Source organism: Pseudomonas sp. B21-036 (genome assembly GCF_024748925.1).
In the GTDB taxonomy this organism is placed as follows: domain Bacteria; phylum Pseudomonadota; class Gammaproteobacteria; order Pseudomonadales; family Pseudomonadaceae; genus Aquipseudomonas; species Aquipseudomonas palmensis.
Window position 1 is genome coordinate 4,631,557 of the sequence record NZ_CP087178.1, and the last position, 23,515, is coordinate 4,655,071.

The window sequence follows — 23,515 nt, forward strand, 5'->3', positions numbered from 1 at the left end:
ATGGCTCGACGTGATTTAGCAGTTCCTGCACGGGCCTTGCCGCAGTATGATCGCGCGCGTTCATCTACTCCCCACTGCGGCATCGGCTCTGGCCACCTCCCAGGATCCATCTCATGTTCAAGGCTCTGCGTTACTTTGCCTGGCCACTGGTCACCGGCGTACTGATCGCCCTGCTGGTCATCCAGCAATTTCCCCAATGGGTCGGCCTGCCCAGCCAGGACGTCAACCTGCAGCAGGCGCCGCAGACCACGCGGCTGATGCAGGGCCCCGTGTCGTATGCCGATGCGGTGAGCAATGCGGCCCCCGCAGTGGCCAACCTGTACACCACCAAGGTGGTCAACAAGACCGCGCACCCGCTGTTCGAAGACCCGCAGTTCCGCCGCTTCTTCGGTGACAACCTGCCCAAGCAGCGGCGCTGGGAATCGAGCCTGGGCTCGGCGGTGATCATGAGCCCGGAGGGCTACCTGCTGACCAACAACCACGTGACCTCCGGCGCCGACCAGATCGTGGTGGCGCTCAAGGACGGCCGCGAGACCCTGGCACGGGTGATCGGCAGCGACCCGGAAACCGACCTGGCCGTGCTCAAGATCGACCTCAAGAACCTGCCCTCGATCACCATCGGGCGCTCGGACAACATCCACATCGGTGATGTGGCGCTGGCCATCGGCAACCCGTTCGGCGTCGGCCAGACGGTGACCATGGGCATCATCAGCGCCACCGGGCGCAACCAGCTGGGCCTGAACAACTACGAAGACTTCATCCAGACCGACGCGGCCATCAACCCGGGCAACTCCGGTGGCGCGCTGGTAGATGCCAATGGCAACCTGACCGGCATCAACACCGCGATCTTCTCCAAGTCCGGCGGCTCGCAGGGCATCGGCTTCGCCATCCCCACCAAGCTGGCGCTGGAGGTGATGAAGTCGATCATCGAGCATGGCCAGGTGATTCGCGGCTGGCTGGGCATCGAGGTGCAACCGCTGAGCCAGGAGCTGGCCGAGTCGTTCGGTATGCAGGGCCGGCCAGGCATCGTGGTGGCGGGCATCTTCCGCGACGGTCCGGCGCAGAAGGCCGGCCTGCAGCTGGGTGACGTGATTCTGAGCATCAACGGCGAACCGGCCGGCGATGGCCGGCGCTCGATGAACCAGGTGGCGCGGATCAAGCCCAACGACAAGGTGGCCATCGAAGTGGTGCGCAACGGCAAGCCGCTGAAGCTGATCGCCGAGATCGGCCTGCGTCCACCGCCTGCACCCGCGCCCAAGGAAGAGGACTGACCCCTGGCCGCGCCGGCCTGACGCCGCATCGGCGCAGCACTGCGTGCGGCGGGTGATTGGCACAACCGACTGTTCTGTGACAGCCTTGCACGCAACGCCAGCGATGCCTTTCTTCAAGCACGCACCCCGGCCTGCGTGCACTTTTTCGGAGCAGTCATGACCAATCCCCTGATTCTCGAACCCCAGAAAACCGCCGACGCCTGTGTCATCTGGCTGCATGGCCTGGGCGCCGACCGCTACGACTTCATGCCGGTGGCCGAAGCCCTGCAGGAAGTGCTGCTGAGCACGCGCTTCGTGATGCCGCAGGCACCCACCCAGCCGGTCACCATCAACAATGGCTACGCCATGCCCAGCTGGTACGACATCAAGGCGCTGACGCCGGGTGCACGCGCCATCGACGAAGCGCAACTCGACGCCTCGGCACAGGCGGTCATCGACCTGATCAAGCAGGAACAGGCCAAGGGCGTCGCCCTGTCGCGCATCATCCTGGCCGGCTTCTCCCAGGGCGGTGCAGTGGTTCTGCACACCGCCTATGTAAAGTGGCAGGAGACGCTGGGCGGGGTAATGGCCCTTTCCACCTACGCCCCGACCTTCACCGACAGCACCGTGCTCAGCGCCAGCCAGCAGCGCATTCCCGCGCTGTGCCTGCACGGCGTGTACGACCCGGTGGTCATCCCGTCCATGGGGCGTGCCGCCTTCGAGTACCTGAACAGCTGGGGCGTCACCGTGCAGTGGAAGGAATACCCGATGGAACACGCCGTGCTGCCCGAGGAAATCCAGGACATCGGCGCGTGGCTGATCGAGCGGCTGCGCTAAAAAACGCCTTGCCTGTAGTTGTCGGAGCAATCCACTACGCCGCGCCCGAATCTTGCATTACACTGGCCGGCGTACATTCCTTAACCAATTGATGAGATGACCGTGCTCAAAGCACTCAAGAAGATGTTCGGAAAGAGCGAGGTTGAGCAACTCGCCACCGAAAGCGTTGCTACCGTGCAGCCGCCCGCAGCACCCAAGGCCCCGGCTCCCGCCACGCCGCTCAAGGCTCAGACCGAAGCCGCCGCGCCAGCGCGCGCCGAAAAGCCGGCGGAAAAACCCCTGGAGCAACCGGCGAGCAAACCGGTCGAGGCCAAGCCGCGCCGCGAGCGCAAGCCAAAACCCCAGGCCAGCACCTGGAAACTGGAAGACTTTGTGGTGGAACCGCAAGAGGGCAAGACCCGCTTCCACGACTTCAAGCTCTCGCCCGAGCTGATGCATGCCATCCACGACCTGGGTTTCCCGTACTGCACGCCGATCCAGGCCGAAGTACTGGGCTTCACCCTGCGTGGCAAGGATGCGATCGGCCGGGCCCAGACCGGCACCGGCAAGACCGCCGCGTTCCTGATCTCGATCATCAGCCAGCTGCAACAGACCCCGCCGCCCAAAGAGCGCTACATGGGCGAGCCGCGGGCGCTGATCATTGCCCCTACCCGCGAACTGGTGGTGCAGATCGCCAAGGACGCCGCCGAGCTGACCAAGTACACCGGCCTGAACGTGATGACGTTCGTCGGTGGCATGGACTTCGACAAGCAGCTCAAGGCCCTTGAGGCACGCCACTGCGACATCCTGGTGGCCACCCCGGGTCGCCTGCTGGACTTCAACCAGCGCGGCGAAGCGCACCTGGACATGGTCGAGGTGCTGGTGCTGGACGAAGCCGACCGCATGCTCGACATGGGCTTCATCCCGCAGGTTCGCCAGATCATCCGCCAGACCCCGCCCAAGAGCGAGCGCCAGACGCTGCTGTTCTCGGCCACCTTCACCGAAGACGTGATGAACCTGGCGCAACAGTGGACCACCGACCCGGCCATCGTCGAGATCGAGCCGGAGAACGTTGCCAGCGAAACCGTCGAGCAGCATGTGTATGCGGTAGCCGGCGCCGACAAGTACAAGCTGCTGTACAACCTGGTGACGGAGAACAAGTGGGAGCGGGTCATCGTGTTCGCCAACCGCAAGGACGAGGTGCGCCGTATCGAGGAGCGCCTGGTGCGTGACGGCGTGAATGCCGCGCAATTGTCGGGCGATGTGCCGCAGCACAAGCGCATCAAGACCCTGGAGAATTTCCGCGAAGGCCGGGTCACCGTGCTGGTGGCCACCGATGTGGCCGGTCGCGGGATCCACATCGACGGCATCAGCCACGTGATCAACTTCACCCTGCCCGAAGACCCGGACGACTACGTGCACCGTATCGGCCGTACCGGCCGTGCGGGTACCAGTGGCGTGTCGATCAGCTTCGCCGGTGAGGACGATTCGTACCAGTTGCCGGGTATCGAGGCATTGCTGGGGCGCAAGATCAGTTGCGAGACCCCGCCGACCGAGCTGCTCAAGCCGGTGGCGCGCAAGCATCACTGAGTCGATTGATGGACAGAAAACGCAGCCCTCGCCGGCTGCGTTTTTTTTTGCGCTGACCGGGCTGGCTCATCGCGGGTCAAGCCCGCTCCCGCAGCGACCACAGTAATGATTGTGGGGGCGGGCTCGAGCCGCGATAGGGTTGGCGCAATTAAACTATTTGTCCATAATAGACAAAATAGTTCAAATGGAGCGCCGCATGTCTACCCCACGCGTGATCGACCAGCCCCTGGCCCGCCAACTGCTCGCGCAGGTGGACGTGCCGCAGATCCTGCGCAAGCTGTTCCGTGACCTGGCCGCCGGCCAGGCCGTGCAGCCGCCGCAACAGCTGGTGGAGTTCCCGGCCGGCAGGGGCGACTTCATCAACTACGGCGGGGTGCTCGCCGAAGACCGCGTCTACGGCGTCAAGACCTCGCCCTACATCGTGCGCGAAGGCGCGCCGCTGATCACCGCCTGGACATTGCTGATGTCCATGGACAGCGGCCAGCCACTGCTATTGTGCGACGCCGGCGAACTGACCACCGCACGCACCGCTGCCACCACCGCCGTCGCGGTCGACGCCCTGGCCCCCACCAGCGCCAGGCGCCTGACCGTGATCGGCAGCGGCCCCATCGCCCAGGCCCACCTGCACTATGTACGCGGCGTGCGCGACTGGCAGGACATCCGCCTGCACTCGCCAGGCCTCAAGGATAAAAGCGCCGAGCAGCGCGAAGCCCTCGGTGCACTCGACCCGCGCCTGAGCCTGGTGGACGACCTGCAATCAGCACTGCACGACGCCGACGTGATCATGCTGTGCACCTCGTCGGCAAAGCCTGTGATCGACCCGCGCCAGCTGAGCAAGCCGGCCCTGATCACCTCGATCAGCACCAACGCGGTACGCGCCCACGAAGTGCCGCCCGAGTGCCTGACCGACATGGACGTGTACTGCGACTACCGCCTGACCACCCCCGGCTCTGCCGGCGAGATGCGCATCGCCAGCGAGCAGCACGGCTGGCAGGCCGACGCCATCATCGGCGACCTGGCCCAGTTGCTCAGCGAGCAGGCGCCGCGCCCGACCTACCAGCGCCATGCCTTCTTCCGCTCCATCGGCCTGGGCCTGGAAGACATCGCCCTGGCCAACGCCCTGTACCGCCTGCACGGGTGACGCCCGCCCGCGTTTGCGGCACACTCCCAGCGCCCTTCGCCTAGGGCGCTGACACCGCCTGGAGCCCGCCTGCATGCCGACACCGCCCCACGACCCCGCCCTGAGCAACTTTCGCGCGATTGCCGACGCCATCGCCACGCTGTTCTTCCCCCACGCCGAGGTGGTGCTGCACGACCTGCGCAGCCAGAAGATCGACTACATCGCCAACAACCTGTCCAAGCGCGAGATCGGCGACGATGCGGCCCTGGAAGACATGTTCGAGGCAGGTACCGACGAAACCAACATCGGCCCCTACGAAAAGCTCAATTGGGACGGGCAGAAGATCCGCTCGCTCAGCACCGTGCTGCGCGACGCCCAGGGCAAGCCGCAGGCCGTGCTGTGCATCAACCTGAACATCTCGATGTTCGAAAACGCCAAGGCGGCGCTGGACCTGTTTCTCTCGCCCACCCGGCTGATCGCCCAGCCCGACGCGCTGTTTCGCGATGACTGGCAGGAGCGCATCAACACGTTTCTCAACAGCTGGCTGCGCGAGCGCCAGCTGGCACTGAGCAACCTGAATCGCGACCACAAGCGCGAACTGGTGCTGGCCCTGCACGCCGAGGGTGCGTTTCGCGGCAAGAGCGCCGCCAACTACGTGGCCAACGTGCTGAACATGGGCCGGGCCACGGTGTACAAGCACCTCAAGGAGCTCAAGGCCTGAACGAACTCAGGCCTCGGGCAGGCGACGGTCAGTCGCCGTAGATGTCGGACTTGAAGTACTTGGCCTGGATCTTCTGGTACTCGCCATTGGCGCGAATGGCGTCAATGGCCGCGTTCAGCTGGGCCACCAGTTCGGCGTTGCCCTTGCGCACCGCGATCCCGGCGCCCTCACCCACGTACTTGGGGTCTTTCAGCTCTGGCCCGACAAACCCGTAACTCTGGCCCTTGGGCGTCTCCAAGAAGCCCTGTTCAAGCGGGATGGTGTCGGCGAACACACCGTCCAGGCGACCGGCCACCAGGTCCATGAAGATTTCCTCGTTGCTGGTGTAGCGCACGATCTCGATGCCCTTGGGCACCAGTTCCGCAGTCACATAGCGGTCGGTGGTGGTCGCGCGCTGCACGCCGATGCGCTTGCCCTTGAGGTTGGCGAAGTCGTCATCGACCTGGCTGCCGACCTTCATGGCCAGGCGTGCGGAGGTGAAGTAGTACTTGTGGGTGAAGTCCACCGACTTCTTGCGGTCTTCGGTGATGGTGATCGACGACAGGGCGGCATCGATCTTCTTGACCTTGAGCGACGGGATCAGGCCGTCGTATTCCTGTTCGGTCCACTGGCACTTGACCTGCATCTGCGCGCACAGGGCGTTGCCGATGTCGTAGTCGAAGCCACTGATAGCGCCGTCGGCGGTCTTGAACGCGAACGGTGGGTAGGCGGCTTCGATACCGATGCGCAGGGTCTTTTCAGCGGCGAACGACGGGGCGGCGGCAAACAGGCTCAACGCCAGCGCGGCCAACAGGGATGGGGTTTTCATCAGCGGTCTCTCTCGCTCGTTGTTGGGGTGTGTTGCAAGACAGAGGAAAAAGCGGCGGGCACAAGGCAGCCTGGAACTATTTTGTACTTATAATTCCATACTGGACTTTTGTGTATTAATTTTCAACCGATTCGCGGCACCGCACCGTTGCAGGAGCCAGCCTTGCCGGCGGGGCGTCTACCAACGCCCCGCCGCGTCCGCATCACTCTGGCGCCCCTCGACCCAGCGCGGCCCCTCGCCGGTCTGCTCCTTCTTCCAGAACGGCGCGCGGGTCTTGAGATAGTCCATCACGAAGTCGCACGCCTGGAACGCCGCCTGCCGGTGCGCACTGGCTACCCCCACGAACACGATCGGCTCGCCCGGCTGCAATGCGCCGATACGGTGCAGCACTTCGACCTTGAGCAACGGCCAGCGCTGCTCGGCCTCCAGCACGATCTTGGCCAGGGCCTTTTCGGTCATGCCCGGGTAATGCTCCAGGAACATCCCCGCCACCTCGCGACCGTCGTTGAAGTCGCGCACATAGCCGACAAACGACACCACCGCGCCCACCCCGACGTTGGCCGCGTGCATCGCATTGGTCTCGGCGCCGGGGTCGAACGCGCCGGCCTGCACTCGAACGCCCACCTCAGCCCCCGGTCACGGGCGGAAAGAACGCCACTTCGTCGCCGTCGGCCACCGGCTCGTCGAGCCTGCACAACTCCTGGTTGCGCGCGCACATCAGGTTCTGCTCGCCCAGCATCGCGTACCCCTCCCCGCGTGCCAGCAGGGCCTTGCGCACATCGTCGACGCTGTCGAACGGCCCGTCGAGGCGTTCGCCGTCGCTGTCCAGCGCCTCGCGATACCGCGCGAAATACACCACGTCGATGTTCATGGCGCCTCCACCTGGTAGTGCCCGCTCTTGCCGCCCAGTTTTTCCAGCACACGCACGCTGTGGATGGTCATGCCCCGGTCCACTGCCTTGCACATGTCGTAGATCGTCAGCGCCGCCACACTGGCGGCCGTCAGGGCCTCCATCTCGACGCCGGTCTGCCCGGCCAGCTTGCAGCGCGCCACGATATGCACCGTGTCGTCGCCTTCGCCAGTAAGCTCGAGCTTGACGCTGGTGAGCATCAACGGGTGGCACAGCGGGATCAGATCGCTGGTCTTCTTTGCCGCCTGGATGCCGGCAATGCGCGCCACGGCAAACACGTCGCCCTTGGGGTGGCCGCCAGCCACAATCATCTGCAAGGTTTGCGGGAGCATGCGCACCCGCGCTTCGGCCACCGCCTCGCGCGAGGTGACGGCTTTGTCGGTGACGTCGACCATGTTGGCCCGACCTTGGGAATCGAGATGAGTCAGCACAGGGTTACTCCTGATCAGGAGCACCGATTGTAAACCCAGGGGTCAACATTAGGCAGCGGAAAAAACCGGGCGGCACAAGGCCGCCCGGTGGCAGGGGTTACAGGTGGGATTCGGCGTATTCGGCCAGGACCGAACGCGGCACGCCCTGCAGGGTGATGTGTACGCCGTTGGGGAAGTCCTTGAAGCGCTCGGTCAGGTAGGTCAGGCCCGAGCTGGTGGCGGACAGGTAAGGGGTGTCGATCTGCGCCAGGTTGCCCAGGCAGATCACCTTGGAACCGGCCCCGGCACGGGTGATGATGGTCTTCATCTGGTGCGGGGTGAGGTTCTGGCATTCGTCGATCAGGATCAGGCTCTGCTGGAAGCTGCGACCGCGAATGTAGTTGAGCGACTTGAACTGCAACGGCACGCGCTCGAGGATGTACTCGACGCTGCCATGGGTGTTTTCGTCGTCCATGTGCAAGGCTTCGAGGTTGTCGGTGATCGCCCCCAGCCAGGGCTCCATTTTTTCCGCTTCGGTGCCCGGCAGGAAGCCGATTTCCTGGTCCAGCCCCTGCACGCTGCGGGTGGCGATGATGCGCCGGTAGCGCTTGCTGACCATGGTCTGCTCGATGGCTGCGGCCAGTGCCAGGATGGTCTTGCCCGAACCTGCGGCACCGGTGAGGTTGACCAGGTGGATGTCGGGGTCGAGCAGGGCGAACAGCGCCAGGCCCTGATGGATGTCACGCGGTTTCAGGCCCCAGGCTTCCTGGTGCAGCAGTGGCTCCTGATGCAGGTCGAGCAGCAGCAACTCGCTGTCACGGATGCCCTTGACCCAGCCGACGAAGCCCTGCTCGTCGATGATGAACTCGTTGATGTGAACCGCCGGCAGGTTGTCGGCCAGCTGCACGCGGTGCCAGGTGCGCCCGCGCTCCTGGCGGGTCTCGACCTTGTTGACGCGGTCCCAGAACGAGCCGCTGACCGAATGGTAGCCTTTGGGCAGCAACGAAACGTCGTCGACCAGCTGATCGGTACTGTAGTCCTCGGCGGCGATACCGCAGGCGCGGGCCTTGAGGCGCATGTTGATGTCTTTGGTCACCAGCACCACGTCCAGTTCCTTGCGCCGGCTACGCAGCTCGAGCAACTGGTTGATGATGATGTTGTCGTTGAGGTGTTCGGGCAGCAGCCGGTTGGGTTCGGCGCGTGGGGTCATCAGGATCGACAGGAAGCCCTTGGGGCCGCTCTTGCCGCGCTGGATCGGTACGCCCTGCTCGACATCCTCGGGCGTGGCATCGCCCAGGGTCTGGTCGATCAGACGAATGGCCTGGCGGCATTCGGCGGCGATCGTGTGTTTGCCGGTCTTGAGTTTGTCGAGCTCCTCGAGCACGGTCATCGGCAGCGCGACGTGGTGTTCCTCGAAATTCAGCAAGGCGTTCGGATCGTGAATCAGAACATTGGTATCGAGCACGTAAAGGATTGGCTGGTTGGAAGAAACGTTACGTCCTTGATCATCCATACTCGGTCACCTTTGTAGGGGCCAGACGACGCAATACCTGGGCGGTGCTGCGCCGCGAAGTGACCGCCGGTCTCCCCCTGGCCGCGTCGTTACGGTAGGGAAGCTGCGAACAAAGGAGGGGCCATTAGTACGCCACCTGTGCTGCAGGGTTCGGCGGTCTGACTTCTTGATACCGCAAAACCCGTGACGATAAAAAGCGTTTTTACGTTTTTTTGAAGTTTATTTTTCGTTGTGCGGTCAAGCCCTTGGCGTGAGCCGCAAGCACCACTACAGTTAATGATCAAACCCCGATGAACGCCTGGCGATTTTTTCCGCCGGGTGCCGCCGCGCCCAGCGATTACGGGGTTTCGGCAAATTCCCGGCAGTTGCCCCAGCCAATCCCGCTCTGGGCCGTGTGCTGCAGCAACCAGTCGATCGCCGCCTGGGCCCTGGGCTGGCCGTCATGAAACTGGATCACCCCGCGGCGCCACAGCAGCATCAGGCTCAGCACCCGCTGCGCCGACTGCTCGGCATTCAACCCAGCCTGGTCCTGGGCGTCGATATCCCACAACATCACCTGCAGCTGCTGGCCGGCAAAAAACGCTGCACTGTCGGCGCGGCGCTGCCCGTAGGGCGGGCGAAACAGCGGCACGAATGCCTCGGGCAGGCTGCTCTGTACCAATGCCCGGCTGGAGACCACCGAGTCCTGCCAGCCGGTCCACTGCGCATGCGAGCTGTACTGCCAGCCCTGCAGCCCCACGCACTGCCCGGCATACAGTTGTTGCAGCGCTGCGGCCGAGGTCTGGTCGCGGCGCGCCTGCAGGTTCTTGCCCACCACGAAGAACAGCCCGCCAAGCTTCTGCCGGCGCAGGTAGTCGGTCAGCGCCTCGGTAGCCGGCCCCGGGCCGCCATCGAAGCTGAGCACGAACAGCCGGTCGTTGAGTGCCTGGCCATCGCGCTCCTGGTCGGAAAACCGCTCCACCTCGCTGGAGGTCTGGGTAAACAGCGCCGCCTTGCGCAACTGCTCGTTCAGGTAGTACTCGTGAAAACGTCGGCTTGGCTGCGCCCAACCGGCGTAGAACGAATCGTCTTCAACACTGAACTTGCCCGCCTGCTGGCGCAGGTCCGGCAGGCTGTCGATGGCGTAACAGAACGAGGCGTCCTGCTCGCAGCTCTGCTGGGCCAGGTCATAGTTGCGCCACAGCCGCTGCCACAGGCGCTGACGCAAGGCATTCAGCGTCACCAGGTTGACCTGGCGAAGGTTCAGGCGCTCGGCCAGCTGCGCCTCGCTCAGGGCCTCGCTGTCATACAGCACGCGGGCAAAGCTGAGGATTTCGGCACGCGAGGCCACATCGAACAGGGCCGGGCTGTCGAGTTGTTCGGGCCACACGCTGCGGTCGAACCGGGCCAGCTCGATCGGGGCAGCGTGCACCAGCGTGCTCAGCAGGCCGGCCAGTAAAAGAAGGGCTATGCGCACGATCACACTCTCCATTTTCTCGCCGCGCACTATAGCGCCAAGCGCCGCCAGGGTCTTGGCTATTGGCGCGATAGCTGGAGATCGGCGCCCCCCGCCCGTAGAATCGACGCCACGATTCAAGGAGCCGACCTCATGCTGACGGTGATCTCACCCGCCAAGACCCTCGATTACGACACCCCGCCCGTTACCCAGCGGCACACCCTGCCGCAATACCTGGACGACTCCCAGGAACTGATCCTGCAACTGCGCGAACTTTCGCCGCAGCAGATCAGCGACCTGATGCACCTCTCGGACAAGCTGGCCGGCCTCAATGCCGCGCGCTTCGGCAGCTGGACCCCGAACTTCACCCCGGCCAACGCCAAGCAGGCGCTGCTGGCGTTCAAGGGCGACGTGTACACCGGCCTGGATGCACAGAGCCTGAGCGAAGACGACTTAACCTATGCCCAGCAGCACCTGCGCATGCTGTCGGGGCTGTACGGCCTGCTGCGTCCGCTGGACCTGATGCAGCCCTACCGGCTGGAGATGGGCACCAAGCTGGCCAACGCCCGCGGCAAGGACCTCTACGCCTTCTGGGGCACGCGCATCAGCGAGTGGCTGAACCAGGCGCTGGCCGAGCAAGGCGACGACCTGCTGCTGAACCTGGCCAGCAACGAGTACTTCTCGGCGGTCAAGCGCAGCGCGTTGAAGGCGCGGGTGATCAACACCGAGTTTCGCGACTTCAAGAATGGCCAGTACAAGATCATCAGCTTCTATGCCAAGAAGGCGCGGGGCATGATGACCCGCTTCGTGACCCAGGAGCGCATCGACGACCCCGAGCGGCTCAAGCAGTTCGACGTGCAGGGCTACTACTACAGTGCCGAGCAGTCCAAACCGGACAACCTGGTGTTCCTGCGCGACCACCCGGCCGAGTAGAAAGCATTGCGGGTCACGCCCGCTCCCACCGGGATCACCTGAATCCTTGCGGGCGCGGGCTTGACTCGCGATGGCGTCCTCACAGCCCGCCAGGCGCCAATCCCGTGGCGCCAAAAAACCACCCCCTCTAGCCCTATCGCCAAACGTCATAAGACCGTTCGTAGTTTTCTGACGAAATATCCTGAAATTTTTTTTCATGCTGGCATAAAAACATCCCCCTCCAAGTTTGCCCTACAGACACGGGACGAAACTGCCGTGTGCTATCAAAGTGAAAGTATCGTCAACTGTTGAAATATTAAAAAATCCTTCACGGCGACTCGGGCGAGCCTGGAACTTATCCCCTTGAGGCTCGCTCATACCACCGGTACGGATTATCTCGTGATGGATGTGAGAGATGACGTACATGACAAATGGACAGTATCAGGAAGTTTTGAAAGCACTTTTTTGTCCGCGCAATTGTTCGACAAGATTACGCGTCCAAGCCAGGAGAGAGCACCCTTAAAAATCGTCCTAGTGGTTGATTTCAAAGGATTTAATCCACTTGAAATAACAAGCACAGCAGTACGCGCAGTGGGTACTGCAATAAAGACGGATACCGTCCAGGGCTCACCCCCTAATGTAAATGGCCATTAGCCGCCAACTTGAGTGCCGTTTATTTTTCGCACTCCAATTTAATTTGCCTGCCGGCAGTTAGCGGTTTAACCGTGACACTTCCGTGCACCCTGAATTTGCTGGTCAACCAACCCGGTCTGGCGCTTAGTTGTGCGCCGACATGATAAACACATGAGGTGAATGCGATGCGTATCAGCATCTTTGGTTTGGGTTATGTAGGTGCGGTCTGTGCGGGCTGCCTGTCCGCCCGGGGCCATGAAGTGATCGGCGTGGATGTATCGGCGACCAAGATCGACCTGATCAACCAGGGCAAATCCCCCATCGTGGAACCGGGCCTCGAAGCCCTGTTGCAGCAAGGCATTGCCAACCAGCGCCTGCGGGGCACCACCGATTTTGCCCAGGCCATTCGCGACAGCGACGTGTCGATGATCTGCGTCGGTACGCCGAGCAAGAAGAACGGCGACCTGGGCCTGGAATACATCGAGTCGGTGTGCCGCGAAATCGGTCTGGTACTGCGCGACAAGAGCAGCCGCCACACCATCGTGGTGCGCAGCACCGTACTGCCGGGCACCGTCAAGAACGTGGTGATCCCGATTCTCGAAGACTGCTCGGGCAAGAAGGCCGGCGTCGATTTCGGCGTGGCGGTCAACCCCGAGTTCCTGCGCGAAAGCACCGCGATCAAGGACTACGACCAGCCGCCGATGACTGTCATCGGTGAACTCGACCGCGCCAGCGGCGACGTGCTGCAGGCCCTCTACGAAGAGCTCGACGCCCCGATCATCCGCAAGGACATCGAAGTGGCCGAGATGATCAAGTACACCTGCAACGTGTGGCACGCCACCAAGGTCACCTTCGCCAACGAGATCGGCAACATCGCCAAGGCCTGCGGCGTCGATGGCCGCGAAGTGATGGAAGTGGTGTGCCAGGACAAGGCCCTGAACCTGTCGCAGTACTACATGCGCCCAGGCTTCGCCTTCGGCGGCTCGTGCCTGCCCAAGGACGTGCGCGCCCTCACCTACCGCGCCGGCAGCCTGGACGTGAAGGCGCCGCTGCTCAACTCGCTGATGACCAGCAACGAGTCCCAGGTGCAGAACGCCTTCGACATCATCGAAAGCCACGACAAGCGCAAGGTTGCCCTGCTGGGCCTGAGCTTCAAGGCCGGCACCGACGACCTGCGCGAGAGCCCGCTGGTGGAACTGGCCGAACGCCTGATCGGCAAGGGCTACGAGCTCAACATCTACGACAGCAACGTCGAGTACGCCCGCGTGCACGGCGCCAACAAGGACTACATCGAGTCGAAGATCCCCCACGTCTCGTCCCTGCTCAACGCCGACTTCGAGCAGGTGATCAACCACGCCGACGTGATCGTGCTGGGTAACCGCGACGAGAAGTTCCGTGCGCTGGCGCAACAGGCCCCGGCCGGCAAGCAGGTCATCGACCTGGTCGGCTTCATGGGCAAGCCGACCTGCCCCACCAGCCGCACCGAAGGCATCTGCTGGTAACAGCAGCCACTGCACGGGGTCGCCCCAGCCCCGTGCAGTTCCTTCCCATTCATTCGCTACGGATGCACACCATGCAAAGGCTCAAGCACGGCCTGCTACAGGTCGCCGGATGGCTGTTCTACGTGAGCCTGCTCATGCTGATCGCCCTGGCCTTGCCCAAGACCGTTTTCGACCCCGACTCCAAGGACTTCATCTTCCTCATCGGCGCTGTCGGAATCTGGCGTTATTCCATGGGTGCCACGCACTTCGTGCGGGGCATGCTGTTCCTCTACATCGTCTACCCGATGCTGCGACGCAAGGTGCGCAAACTGGGCAGCGCGGCCGACCCGTCACACGTGTACCTGATGGTCACCAGCTTTCGCATCGACGCCCTGACCACCGCGCAGGTGTACAGCTCGGTGATCCGCGAGGCAATCGACTGCGGCTACCCCACCACCGTGGTCTGCTCGCTGGTGGAAATGAGCGACGAACTGCTGGTGAAAAGCCTGTGGGCCAAGTTCAACCCGCCCGACCGCGTGGCCCTGGACTTCGTGCGCATCGCCGGCACCGGCAAGCGTGACGGCCTGGCCTACGGCTTTCGCGCCATCTCGCGCCACCTGCCCGACGAGAACGCAGTGGTCGCGGTGATCGACGGCGACACCGTGCTCGGCGAAGGCGTGGTGGCCAAGACCGTGCCCTGGTTCAAGCTCTACCCCAATGTCGGTGGCCTGACCACCAACGAATTCTGCGAAGTGCGCGGCGGCTACATCATGAGCGAGTGGCACAAACTGCGCTTTGCCCAGCGCCACATCAACATGTGCTCGATGGCCCTGTCCAAGCGCGTGCTGACCATGACCGGGCGCATGTCGGTGTTCCGCGCCGCCGTGGTGACCAACCCCGAGTTCATCAAGGACGTCGAGAACGACTCGCTGCAGCACTGGCGCCTGGGCCGCTTCAAGTTCCTCACCGGCGACGACAAGTCCAGCTGGTTCAGCCTCATGCGCCTGGGCTACGACACGTTCTACGTGCCGGATGCGGCGATCAACACGGTCGAGCACCCGCCGGAAAAGAGCTTCATCAAGGCCAGCCGCAAGCTCATGTACCGCTGGTACGGCAACAACCTGCGCCAGAACTCCCGCGCCCTGGGCCTGGGCGTTCGCCGCCTCGGCCTGTTCACCAGCGTGGTGCTGTTCGACCAGCGCGTGTCGATGTGGACCAGCCTGCTCGGGCTCACCGTGGCGCTGATCGCCAGCCTCAAGTTCGGCCCTGCCTTCCTGCTGGTGTACCTGCTGTGGATCGGCACCACCCGCCTGATCCTGACCCTGATGCTGATGTGCTCGGGGCATGCCATCGGCCCGGCCTACCCGCTGATTCTCTATTACAACCAGATCGTCGGCGCAATCATGAAGATCTACGTGTTCTTCCGCCTCGACAAGCAGTCCTGGACCCGCCAGCCCACTGCGCTCAAACGCGACCTCGCGAGCTTTCAACAATGGTTCAACACCTGGTCTTCGCGGACCATGACCTTCTCGGCAGCCAGCATCTTCGTCGCTGTGCTGTTCATGGTCGTGTGAGCCGCCGCCCTACGGAATAAACAGGAACATATCGCCATGAATACCGCCGTGAATGCCAATGTCGTGCATGAGTCCGAAGCCCAGCGTCAGCACGCCCGGGTAAAGATCCCCGCCAAGCTGCGCTACCTGGGGGCCAACCGCGAGACCCTCGAAGTCAAGGTCGAGGACCTCTCGGCCGGTGGCCTGAGCTTCTACACCCGCCACCCGCTGAAGGTCGGCGAAGTGGTGCGCGGCCGCCTGCAGTTCGTGGTCGACAACCTGGGCCTGGCCATCGACATCGAGTTCCAGGTGCGCTCGCACAACGTCGCCGACGGTCGTACCGGCGTGCAGTTCCAGAACCTGGAACAGCGCGACATCGCCACCCTGCGCCACATCATCACCTCGCACCTGTCGGGCGAGCTGATCAGCATCGGCGACGTGCTCAGCACCCTGCAACGCGACAACTTCACCAAGGCGCGCAAGCAGAAGGACACCGGCGGCGGCTTGAGCGCCTTCGGCCGCCTGCGTGCGGTCACCTTCAGCCTCGGCGTGTTCGTGGTCGGCGTGGCCGCGTTCGGCTTCATCGCCAAGTCGGTGTACGGCCTGTACTTCATCAGCCATGCCGAAGCCGGGGTGGTCAGCGTCCCCACCACCAACGTCACCATGCCGCGCGACGGCACCGTGCAGAGCCTGGTGAAGGCGGACGGCCCGGTGGTCAAGGGCGCGCCGCTGGCCTCGTTCAACACCAGCATGCTCGACCTGCTCAAGGGCCACCTGGACGACCAGCAACTGGAGCCGGCGCGGGTCGAGGAACTGTTCGGCAAGCAGCTCAGCGGCACCCTCACCAGCCCGTGCGACTGCGTGGTGGCCAGGCAGCTGGTGGATGACGGGCAATACGCGAGCAAGGGCGCAGTGATCTTCCAGCTGATCCCGCGCACCACCAACCCGATCATCGAGGCCCGTTTCAGCTACCGCCAGTTCGACGAAGTACAGCCCGGCACCCGCGTCAACTTCCAGGTGGCCGGCGAAGACGACGTGCGCCAGGGTCGCATCGTCAGCAGCACCAGCCAGAACAGCGACGACCTGTCTTCGGACATTCGCGTGCAGATCAAGCCGGATGCGCCGATGCCCAGCGAGCTGGCCGGGCGCCCGGTGTCGGTCAACAGCGACCGGGGCCCGTCGATGGACTGGCTGATCGACAAGGCCGTGGCCCGTGGGCTTTGAAGAGGACATGCCGGTGACTACCCAACACACCGCGATCCCTGTAGGAGCCGGCCTTGCCGGCGAATCGTGCAGCCCCCTTCGCCGGCAAGGCCGGCTCCTACCGATGGGTGCACTGGCCCTGGCCATCAGCCTGGCCGGTTGCGCCGGCCTGCCCGACCAGCGCCTGGCCAACGAAGCCCTCAAGCGCGGCGACACCGCCCTGGCCGAGCGCAACTACCAGCAACTCGCCGACCTGGGCTACAGCGAGGCCCAGGTAGGCCTGGCCGATATCCAGGTCGAAACCGGTGACCCGGCCAAGCTCAGGCAGGCCGAGGCCACCTACCGCGCCGCCGCCCGCACCTCGCCCCGCGCCCAGGCCCGCCTCGGCCGTCTGCTGGTGGCCAAGCCCGACAGCAGCGAGGCCGAGCGCCACGAGGCCCAGGGCCTGCTCAAGCAGGCCTTCGCCGCCGGCGAAAGCAACACCCTGATCCCGCTGGCCATGCTCTACCTGCAATACCCGCAGAGTTTCCCCGACGTCGATGCCCAGCAGCAGATCGACCAATGGCGCGCCGCCGGCTACCCCGAGGCGGGCCTGGCCCAGGTGCTGCTGTACCGTACCCAGAACACCTACGACCAGCACCTGGACGAGGTGGAACGTATCTGCAAGGCCGCACTGGCCAGCACCGACATCTGCTATGTGGAACTGGCCAGCGTGTACCAGAAGCGTGCCCAGCCCGAACAACAGGCCGCGCTGATCGACCAGCTCAAGGCCGCCTATGCCCGCGGTGCGGTACCGGCCAGCCGGGTCGACAGCGTGGCCCGCGTACTGGCCGACCCCAGCCTGGGCCAGACCGACGAGAAAACCGCCCAGGCCCTGCTCGAACAGGTCGCACCGAGCAACCCCGCGTCCTGGGTCAGCCTGGCGCAACTGCTCTACAGCTTCCCCGAGCTGGGCGACAGCGACCAGTTGCTGGCCTACATCGACAAGGGCCGCGAGGCCGCACAACCGCGCGCCGAGCTGCTGCTGGGCCGCCTCTACTACGAAGGCAAGGCCGTGCCGGCCGACGCGAAAAAAGCCGAGACGCACCTGCAGTCCGCCGCCGATGCCGGCGAAATCAGCGCCCACTACTACCTCGGCCAGCTCTACCGCCGTGGCTATCTGGGCCAGGTCGAACCGCAGAAAGCCGTCGATCACCTGCTGCGCGCCGCCCGTGGCGGCCAGCTCAGCGCCGACTACGCGCTGGCCCAGCTGTTCAGCGAAGGTCGCGGCATTCGCCAGGACCTGGTCAACGCCTGGGTGTTCGCGCAACTGGCGCAGGCCAACCCCAGCGAGCAATCGACGGCAATGGCCGGCGAGCTCGACCAGCAGCTATCCGCCCCGCAGAAGGCCCAGGCCCAGCACCTGTTGCAACAGGAGCGCCAGGCCCGTGGCGCCATGGGTCAGGGCCCCGGTGCCCAGGCCATGCAGGCCCTGCAGGACACCACCGAACAAGACGGCGAGGAATCCCTATGACACTCAACCCGTGGATGAAGGCCGGCCTGGGCCTGGGCTGTGCCCTGCTCTGGTCGTGCCCGACCCTGGCCGCGATGACCGCCGAGAAGAACTTCGGCCTGGAAGTGAAAGTCACCGGCCAGTCCGAGGATGACCGCGACCTGGGCACCCGCTCCGGCGGCGACGTCAACGGCCTGGGCCTGGACCTGCGCCCCTGGGTGTATGGCGAGCGCGGCAACTGGAGCGCCTACGCCATGGGCCAGGCGGTCACCGCCACCGACACCATCGACACCGACACCCTGCGCCAGGCCGACGACGACAGCCAGGTCGAAACCCGCCGCGCCAGCGGCCGCGAGCAGGACAAGAGCTACCTGGCCATGCGCGAGTTCTGGGTCGGCTACAGCGGCCTGACCGCCTACCCCGGCGAGCAACTGCGCCTGGGCCGCCAGCGCCTGCGCAGCGACGACGGCATGTGGCGCGACACCAACATCGAGGCGCTGAACTGGACCTTCGACACCACCCTGCTGCGCGCCAACGCCGGCGTGGCCCAGCGTTTCAGCGAGTACCGCACCGACCTCACCGACCTGGCCCCCGAAGACAAGGACCGCCTGCACGTCTACGGCGACGTGGCCGCGCAATGGACCCCCGGCCACTGGGTCGGCCTGCGCGCGCACCACACCCACGACGACGGCAAGCTGAAGAACCCGGGCGAGACCCTCGACCCGCTGGACAAGACCCGCAACGGCGACCTCACCTGGCTGGGCCTTGAGGCCAACAGCGACGCCTACAACTGGCGCAACCAGAACACCGTCAACTACTGGGGCAGCGTCACCTGGCTCACCGGCGACCGTGATCGCCTGAGCGCCACCACCCTGGCCAACGGCGACCAGCTGGCCACGCAAAAGCAGAGCGGCGATGTCAACGCCTGGGCCACCGACCTGGGCATCCGCCTGCGCCTGGACCCCAACTGGCAGGTCGGCGCGGCCTATGCCCGCGGCAGCGGCGGCGGTGGCAGCGACGGCTCGGGCAACTTCGAACAGACCGGCCTTGAGAGCAACCGCTCCAACTTCACCGGCACCCGCTCGCGTGTGCACCGCTTCGGCGAGGCCTTCCGTGGCGAGCTGGGCAACCTGCAGGCCGCCACCCTGTTCACCTCCTGGCAACTGCGCGACGACTACGACGCAAGCCTGGTGTACCACAAGTTCTGGCGCGTCGACGGCAAGCAGAACATCGGCAGCAGCGGCATCAACGCAGTGGTCGATGATGACGGCATCAACCGCCCGCTGATCCAGGGCGAAAAAGACCTCGGCCAGGAGATGGACCTGGTGGTCACCAAGTACTTCAAGCAGGGCCTGCTGCCGGCCGCGCTGAGCCAGTCGATCGACGAACCGTCGGCACTGGTGCGCTTTCGCGGTGGGGTGTTCAAGCCAGGCGACGCCTATGGCAAGGAAGCGGACTCGTACATGCACCGCGCCTTCATCGACGTGATCTGGCGTTTCTGATGCCTGGAGTGCATTGACATGAACCTTTACCCGCTCAACACGCTGATCGCCGGCAGCCTGCTGCTGGCCAGCAGCATCGCCCTGGCCAACGGCCTGCCCGTGGCCAGCCCGGCCAAAGAGCTGCAGCACGCCAAGACCTACACCGTCAGCAGCGCGCCGATCGAGCCGTTGCAGATCCCGGCGCCGACCCTGCCCGACCTCAGCGGCTACACCGCCGAAGCGGTGCAGGCCAAGATCCAGCGTGCACGCAAGGGCAAGGTCACGGTACGCCGCATGCTGCAGGAAGACGCCCTCAAGGAGTTCATCGGCGGCGACAACAAGATGGCCGAATGGGTAGCCCGCCAGCACGGCATCCCGCAGGCGATCTTCGTCGATGACGGGCATGTCGACTTCACCGAGCTGAGCAAGCACGTGCCGGCCCAGTACCTGCGTGAAACCGCGCCGGGGGTATACCTGTCGCGCCTGCCGATCGTGGTGGGGCAAAAGGGCGTGCTCGAGATCGATGCCAAGGTCAAGGAGCTGCGCCTGTCCCAGGAAGGCGGTGCGTTCATCGTCAACGACGGCAAGCTGTTCGTCAGCGACACCCGCGTCACCGGCTGGCGCGAAAAGGACAACGGCCCGGCGACCTTCCGCACCCCCAAGGAATTTCGCCCGTTCCTGCTCTCGTGGGGCGGCACCGAGACCTACATCGTCAACACCCGCATGGCCAGCTTCGGCTATGCCCAGAGCAAGTCCTACGGCGTGAGCATTTCGCAGTACACGCCCAACATGGCCAAGCAGATGGGCCGCCCCGAACCCACCGGCTGGATCATCGGCTCCGAGTTCAGCGACATGTGGTACGGCTTCTACTGCTACGAGACCAGCGACTTCGTGGTCAAGGACAACACCTACCGCGACAACATCGTGTACGGCATCGACCCCCACGACCGTTCGCACCGCCTGATCATCGCCGGCAACACCGTGCATGGCACCAAGAAGAAGCACGGCATCATCGTCTCGCGCGAGGTCAACGACAGCTGGATCATCAACAACAAGAGCTACGACAACAAGCTCTCGGGCGTGGTGATCGACCGTAACAGCGTCAACAACCTGATCGCCTACAACGAGATCTACCGCAACCACACCGACGGCATCACCCTGTACGAAAGCGGCGACAACCTGATCTGGGGCAACAAGGTCATCAGCAACCGTCGCCACGGCATCCGCGTGCGCAACAGCGTGAACATCCGCCTGTACGAAAACCTCGCCATGGCCAACGGCCTGGTGGGTGTGTACGGGCACATCAAGGACCTGTCCGATACCGACCGCGACATCGACCTGGACCCGTTCGACACCAAGGTGTCGCTGATCGTGGTGGGCGGTGAACTGGCGGCCAACGGCAGCGGACCGCTGTCGATCGACTCGCCCCTGAGCGTGGAGCTGTACCGGGTGTCGATGCTGGCCCCGAGCAAGTCCAGCGGCATCAGTTTCTCCGGGGTGCTGGGCGATCGCCAGGACGAGATTCTCGACCTGATGGTGCGCCAGGGCAAAGCCGTACTGATCGACCCGGTCGAACGCCAGACCGACATGGCGGATTGAGGAAACCTGACATGACCCCACACCTGATGAAACTGCTTGGCCTGAGTGCGGCGCTGCTGGCGATCAGCAACGGCGTGCGTGCCGACGAGGTGCAGGCGCCCAGCTTCACCGCCCAGCCGTGCTGCCAACTGTGCCCCGAAGCCCACGATGCCAGCCGCTACACCACCCGCTACCAGCAGAACTTCACCACCCTGGTGCAAGCCCAGGGCGACTGGCTGTTCCGTACCCGCGAAGACCTGCGCACCGAATTCACCACCACCCCGGCCGGCTACAAACGCCTGCAGCAGGTGCACGATGCGTTCAAGGCGCGCGGCGTGGAACTGGTGGTGGTGTACCAGCCCACCCGTGGCCTGGTGAACCGCAACATGCTCAACCCGGCCGACAAGGCCGCGTTCAACTACGAGAAGGCCCTGCGCAACTACCAGGCCATGCTCAAGCGCTTCGCCCAAATGGGCTACAACGTGCCCGACCTGTCGCCGCTGACCAACGAACAGTTGCCGGCCGCGCAGCAGGGCAAGGACTTCTACTTCCGCGGCGACCAGCACTGGACGCCCTATGGCGCCGAGCGTGCGGCAAAAATCGTGGCCGACACCGTGCACAGCATGCCGGCCTTCGCCGACATCCCGCGGCGTGAATTCGAAAGCCACCCGTCCGGCCGCATGGGCAAGACCGGCACCCTGCACAACGTCGCCGGCCAACTGTGCGGCACCAGCTACGCGGTGCAGTACATGGACCAGTTCGTCACCGAGCCCAAGGGCGAGAGTGGCGGCGACGACCTGTTCGGCGACTCGGGCAACCCGCAGATCACCCTGGTGGGCACCAGCCACAGCGGCAAGAACTACAACTTCTCGGGTTTTCTGCAGCAGTACATCGGCGCCGACGTGCTCAACGTCGCGTTCCCCGGTGGCGGCCTGGAAGGTTCGATGATCCAGTACCTGGGCAGCGAAGAGTTCCAGAACAACCCGCCCAAGATCCTGGTGTGGGAGTTCTCGCCGCTGTACCGCCTGGACCAGGAAACCATCTGGCGCCAGATGCTCGCCCTGCTCGACAACGGCTGCGAAGGCAAGCCTGCGCAGATGAGCGTCAGCACCTCGCTCAAGCCGGGCACCAACGAGCTGCTGGTCAATGGCAAGAACGGCGTGATCAAGAACCTGGTCAACGGCCGCCATCAACTGGACATCCAGTTCGAAGACAAGTCGGTCAAGACCTTGCAGGCCACCCTGTGGTACCTCAATGGTCGTCACGAGGACCTGAAGATCGAAAAACCCGAAACCTCCGACACCGACGGACGCTTCGCCTTCCAGCTGCGCGAGGACGAGGACTGGGCCAACCAGACCTTGCTCGCGGTGGAAGTGCAGGGTCCCGAAAGCGGCAGCCAGAAGGTCCAGGCCAGGCTGTGTACACGCAACCCGATCGCCGGCGCCGGGCAGCATGCTGCCCAGGCCGGCCTGTGAGGCGCACATGACATCCATCCGCACCCTTGCCACCCCCGCCCTGCTCGCCCTGGCCCTGTTCGGCCCGGCGGTGCAGGCCGGCGGGCTGGTCCCGCCGCAGGGCTACTACGCCGGCATCGAGAAACCCAAGACCAGCCCCAACGACTTCACCTGTGAAGCCGTGCCCAAGCCCTACACCGGCGCGCTGCAGTTTCGCAGCAAGTACGAAGGCTCGGACAAGGCCCGCGCGACGCTGAACAAGGCATCCGAACAGGCCTTTCGCGATTCCACCGCCAGCATCACCACGCTGGAGCGCGGGGTCAGCAAGCAGGTGATGCAGTACATGCGCGACGGCCGTCCGCAGCAGCTGGACTGCACCCTGCAGTGGCTGGGCACCTGGGCGCAGGCCGATGCGCTGATGTCCACCGACTACAACCACACCGGCAAGTCGATGCGCAAATGGGCGCTGGGCAGCCTGAGCTCGGCATACCTGCGCCTGAAGTTCTCCAACGCACAGCCACTGGCGGCGCACCAGGCCCAGGCCGAACAGATCGAGAAATGGTTCGCGCGCCTGGCCGAGCAGACGGTCAAGGACTGGAGCGACCTGCCGCTGGAAAAGATCAACAACCACTCGTACTGGGCCGCCTGGTCGGTGATGGCCACGGCGGTGGCGACCGATCGCCGCGACCTGTTCGACTGGGCCGTGAAGGAGTACCGCGTGGGTGCCAACCAGGTCGATGCGCAGGGCTTTCTGCCCAACGAGATGAAGCGCAAGCAGCGCGCCCTGGCGTACCACAACTACGCACTGCCGCCGCTGTCGATGATCGCCAGCTTCGCCCAGGCCAACGGCGTGGACCTGCGCCCGGAAAACAACGGCGCGCTCAAGCGCCTGGGCGAGCGGGTGTTGTCCGGGGCCAGAGACCCGAGTGCGTTCAAGGCGCGCAATGGCCAGAAGCAGGACATGGACGATCTGAAGATCGACAGCAAATACGCCTGGCTTGAGCCGTGGTGCAGCCTGTACCAGTGCGACGCCGATGCGCTCAAGCGCAAGCACGCGATGCAGCCGTTCAAGAGTTTCCGCCTGGGCGGCGACCTGACGCGCGTCTACGACCCGCAGGCAGAACAGAAGAAGTAGCAACGACCGCAATCCCTGTG

General features: G+C 64.4%; 20 protein-coding genes. 14 read left to right on the plus strand and 6 right to left on the minus strand.

The window, feature by feature from the left end:
- Window positions 1–113 precede the first annotated feature (113 nt).
- The 5 genes from algW to LOY33_RS20960 all read left to right on the plus strand — a co-directional run bounded on the left by algW (window position 114) and on the right by LOY33_RS20960 (window position 5,497).
- Window positions 114–1,271, plus strand: coding sequence for a Do family serine endopeptidase AlgW (algW, locus tag LOY33_RS20940; RefSeq protein WP_043861017.1), 1,158 nt, complete (start codon window positions 114–116; stop codon window positions 1,269–1,271).
- A 156-nt stretch (window positions 1,272–1,427) separates the two neighbouring features.
- Complete coding sequence (locus LOY33_RS20945) at window positions 1,428–2,087, plus strand: alpha/beta hydrolase (protein WP_043861016.1); 660 nt, start codon at window positions 1,428–1,430, stop codon at window positions 2,085–2,087.
- A 102-nt stretch (window positions 2,088–2,189) separates the two neighbouring features.
- Window positions 2,190–3,656, plus strand: a complete 1,467-nt coding sequence (gene rhlB / locus LOY33_RS20950; RefSeq protein WP_408980668.1) for an ATP-dependent RNA helicase RhlB — start codon at window positions 2,190–2,192, stop codon at window positions 3,654–3,656.
- Window positions 3,657–3,852: 196 nt separating this feature from the next.
- Window positions 3,853–4,797 (plus strand): ornithine cyclodeaminase family protein, encoded by a 945-nt coding sequence (locus LOY33_RS20955; RefSeq protein WP_043861015.1) that lies wholly within the window; start codon window positions 3,853–3,855, stop codon window positions 4,795–4,797.
- A gap of 73 nt (window positions 4,798–4,870) precedes the next feature.
- Window positions 4,871–5,497, plus strand: a complete 627-nt coding sequence (locus tag LOY33_RS20960; protein ID WP_078479513.1) for a transcriptional regulator — start codon at window positions 4,871–4,873, stop codon at window positions 5,495–5,497.
- Between the two features lie 28 nt (window positions 5,498–5,525).
- Here the strand turns inward: LOY33_RS20960 and LOY33_RS20965 are convergent, their stop codons facing one another.
- From LOY33_RS20965 to LOY33_RS20990, 6 genes are all read right to left on the minus strand, one after another.
- On the minus strand, window positions 5,526–6,305 hold the full coding sequence (locus LOY33_RS20965; RefSeq protein WP_258659953.1) for an ABC transporter substrate-binding protein: 780 nt from the start codon (window positions 6,303–6,305) through the stop codon (window positions 5,526–5,528).
- Between the two features lie 177 nt (window positions 6,306–6,482).
- Window positions 6,483–6,929, minus strand: coding sequence for a molybdopterin synthase catalytic subunit MoaE (moaE, locus tag LOY33_RS20970; RefSeq protein WP_043861012.1), 447 nt, complete (start codon window positions 6,927–6,929; stop codon window positions 6,483–6,485).
- 1 nt (window position 6,930) lies between these two features.
- The gene (locus LOY33_RS20975; RefSeq protein WP_043861011.1) at window positions 6,931–7,176 is read right to left on the minus strand and encodes a MoaD/ThiS family protein; all 246 of its coding nucleotides are present in this window, start codon (window positions 7,174–7,176) and stop codon (window positions 6,931–6,933) included.
- On the minus strand, window positions 7,173–7,646 hold the full coding sequence (gene moaC, locus LOY33_RS20980) for a cyclic pyranopterin monophosphate synthase MoaC (protein ID WP_058540865.1): 474 nt from the start codon (window positions 7,644–7,646) through the stop codon (window positions 7,173–7,175). The genes LOY33_RS20975 and moaC overlap by 4 nt, the downstream gene beginning before the upstream one ends.
- Window positions 7,647–7,743: 97 nt before the next feature.
- On the minus strand, window positions 7,744–9,138 hold the full coding sequence (locus LOY33_RS20985; protein ID WP_043861009.1) for a PhoH family protein: 1,395 nt from the start codon (window positions 9,136–9,138) through the stop codon (window positions 7,744–7,746).
- Between the two features lie 337 nt (window positions 9,139–9,475).
- Entirely contained in the window at window positions 9,476–10,594 is a 1,119-nt protein-coding gene (locus LOY33_RS20990) for a polysaccharide deacetylase family protein (protein WP_258659960.1), read from the minus strand.
- A gap of 132 nt (window positions 10,595–10,726) precedes the next feature.
- On the opposite strand from LOY33_RS20990, the gene yaaA reads away from it, so the two are divergent.
- The 9 genes from yaaA to LOY33_RS21035 all read left to right on the plus strand — a co-directional run bounded on the left by yaaA (window position 10,727) and on the right by LOY33_RS21035 (window position 23,495).
- Window positions 10,727–11,506: a peroxide stress protein YaaA gene (gene yaaA / locus LOY33_RS20995; protein ID WP_258659962.1), complete on the plus strand. Its 780-nt coding sequence runs from the start codon at window positions 10,727–10,729 to the stop codon at window positions 11,504–11,506.
- A 797-nt stretch (window positions 11,507–12,303) separates the two neighbouring features.
- A complete protein-coding gene (locus LOY33_RS21000; RefSeq protein ID WP_043861007.1) occupies window positions 12,304–13,620 on the plus strand; it encodes a nucleotide sugar dehydrogenase in 1,317 nt (438 codons plus the stop codon).
- A gap of 62 nt (window positions 13,621–13,682) precedes the next feature.
- Window positions 13,683–15,173, plus strand: coding sequence for a mannuronan synthase (gene alg8 / locus LOY33_RS21005; protein WP_408980669.1), 1,491 nt, complete (start codon window positions 13,683–13,685; stop codon window positions 15,171–15,173).
- 36 nt (window positions 15,174–15,209) lie between these two features.
- On the plus strand, window positions 15,210–16,376 hold the full coding sequence (locus LOY33_RS21010) for an alginate biosynthesis protein Alg44 (RefSeq protein WP_258659965.1): 1,167 nt from the start codon (window positions 15,210–15,212) through the stop codon (window positions 16,374–16,376).
- A gap of 103 nt (window positions 16,377–16,479) precedes the next feature.
- Window positions 16,480–17,868, plus strand: a complete 1,389-nt coding sequence (gene algK / locus LOY33_RS21015; RefSeq protein WP_258659967.1) for an alginate biosynthesis TPR repeat lipoprotein AlgK — start codon at window positions 16,480–16,482, stop codon at window positions 17,866–17,868.
- A complete protein-coding gene (locus LOY33_RS21020) occupies window positions 17,865–19,349 on the plus strand; it encodes an alginate export family protein (RefSeq protein WP_058540863.1) in 1,485 nt (494 codons plus the stop codon). Before algK ends, LOY33_RS21020 begins: the two co-directional genes overlap by 4 nt.
- 18 nt (window positions 19,350–19,367) lie before the next feature.
- On the plus strand, window positions 19,368–20,927 hold the full coding sequence (gene algG / locus LOY33_RS21025) for a mannuronan 5-epimerase AlgG (protein ID WP_043861002.1): 1,560 nt from the start codon (window positions 19,368–19,370) through the stop codon (window positions 20,925–20,927).
- A gap of 11 nt (window positions 20,928–20,938) precedes the next feature.
- Window positions 20,939–22,381, plus strand: a complete 1,443-nt coding sequence (locus LOY33_RS21030; RefSeq protein ID WP_043861001.1) for an alginate O-acetyltransferase — start codon at window positions 20,939–20,941, stop codon at window positions 22,379–22,381.
- Window positions 22,382–22,388: 7 nt separating this feature from the next.
- On the plus strand, window positions 22,389–23,495 hold the full coding sequence (locus LOY33_RS21035; protein ID WP_058541092.1) for a mannuronate-specific alginate lyase: 1,107 nt from the start codon (window positions 22,389–22,391) through the stop codon (window positions 23,493–23,495).
- The last annotated feature ends 20 nt before the right edge of the window (window positions 23,496–23,515 follow it).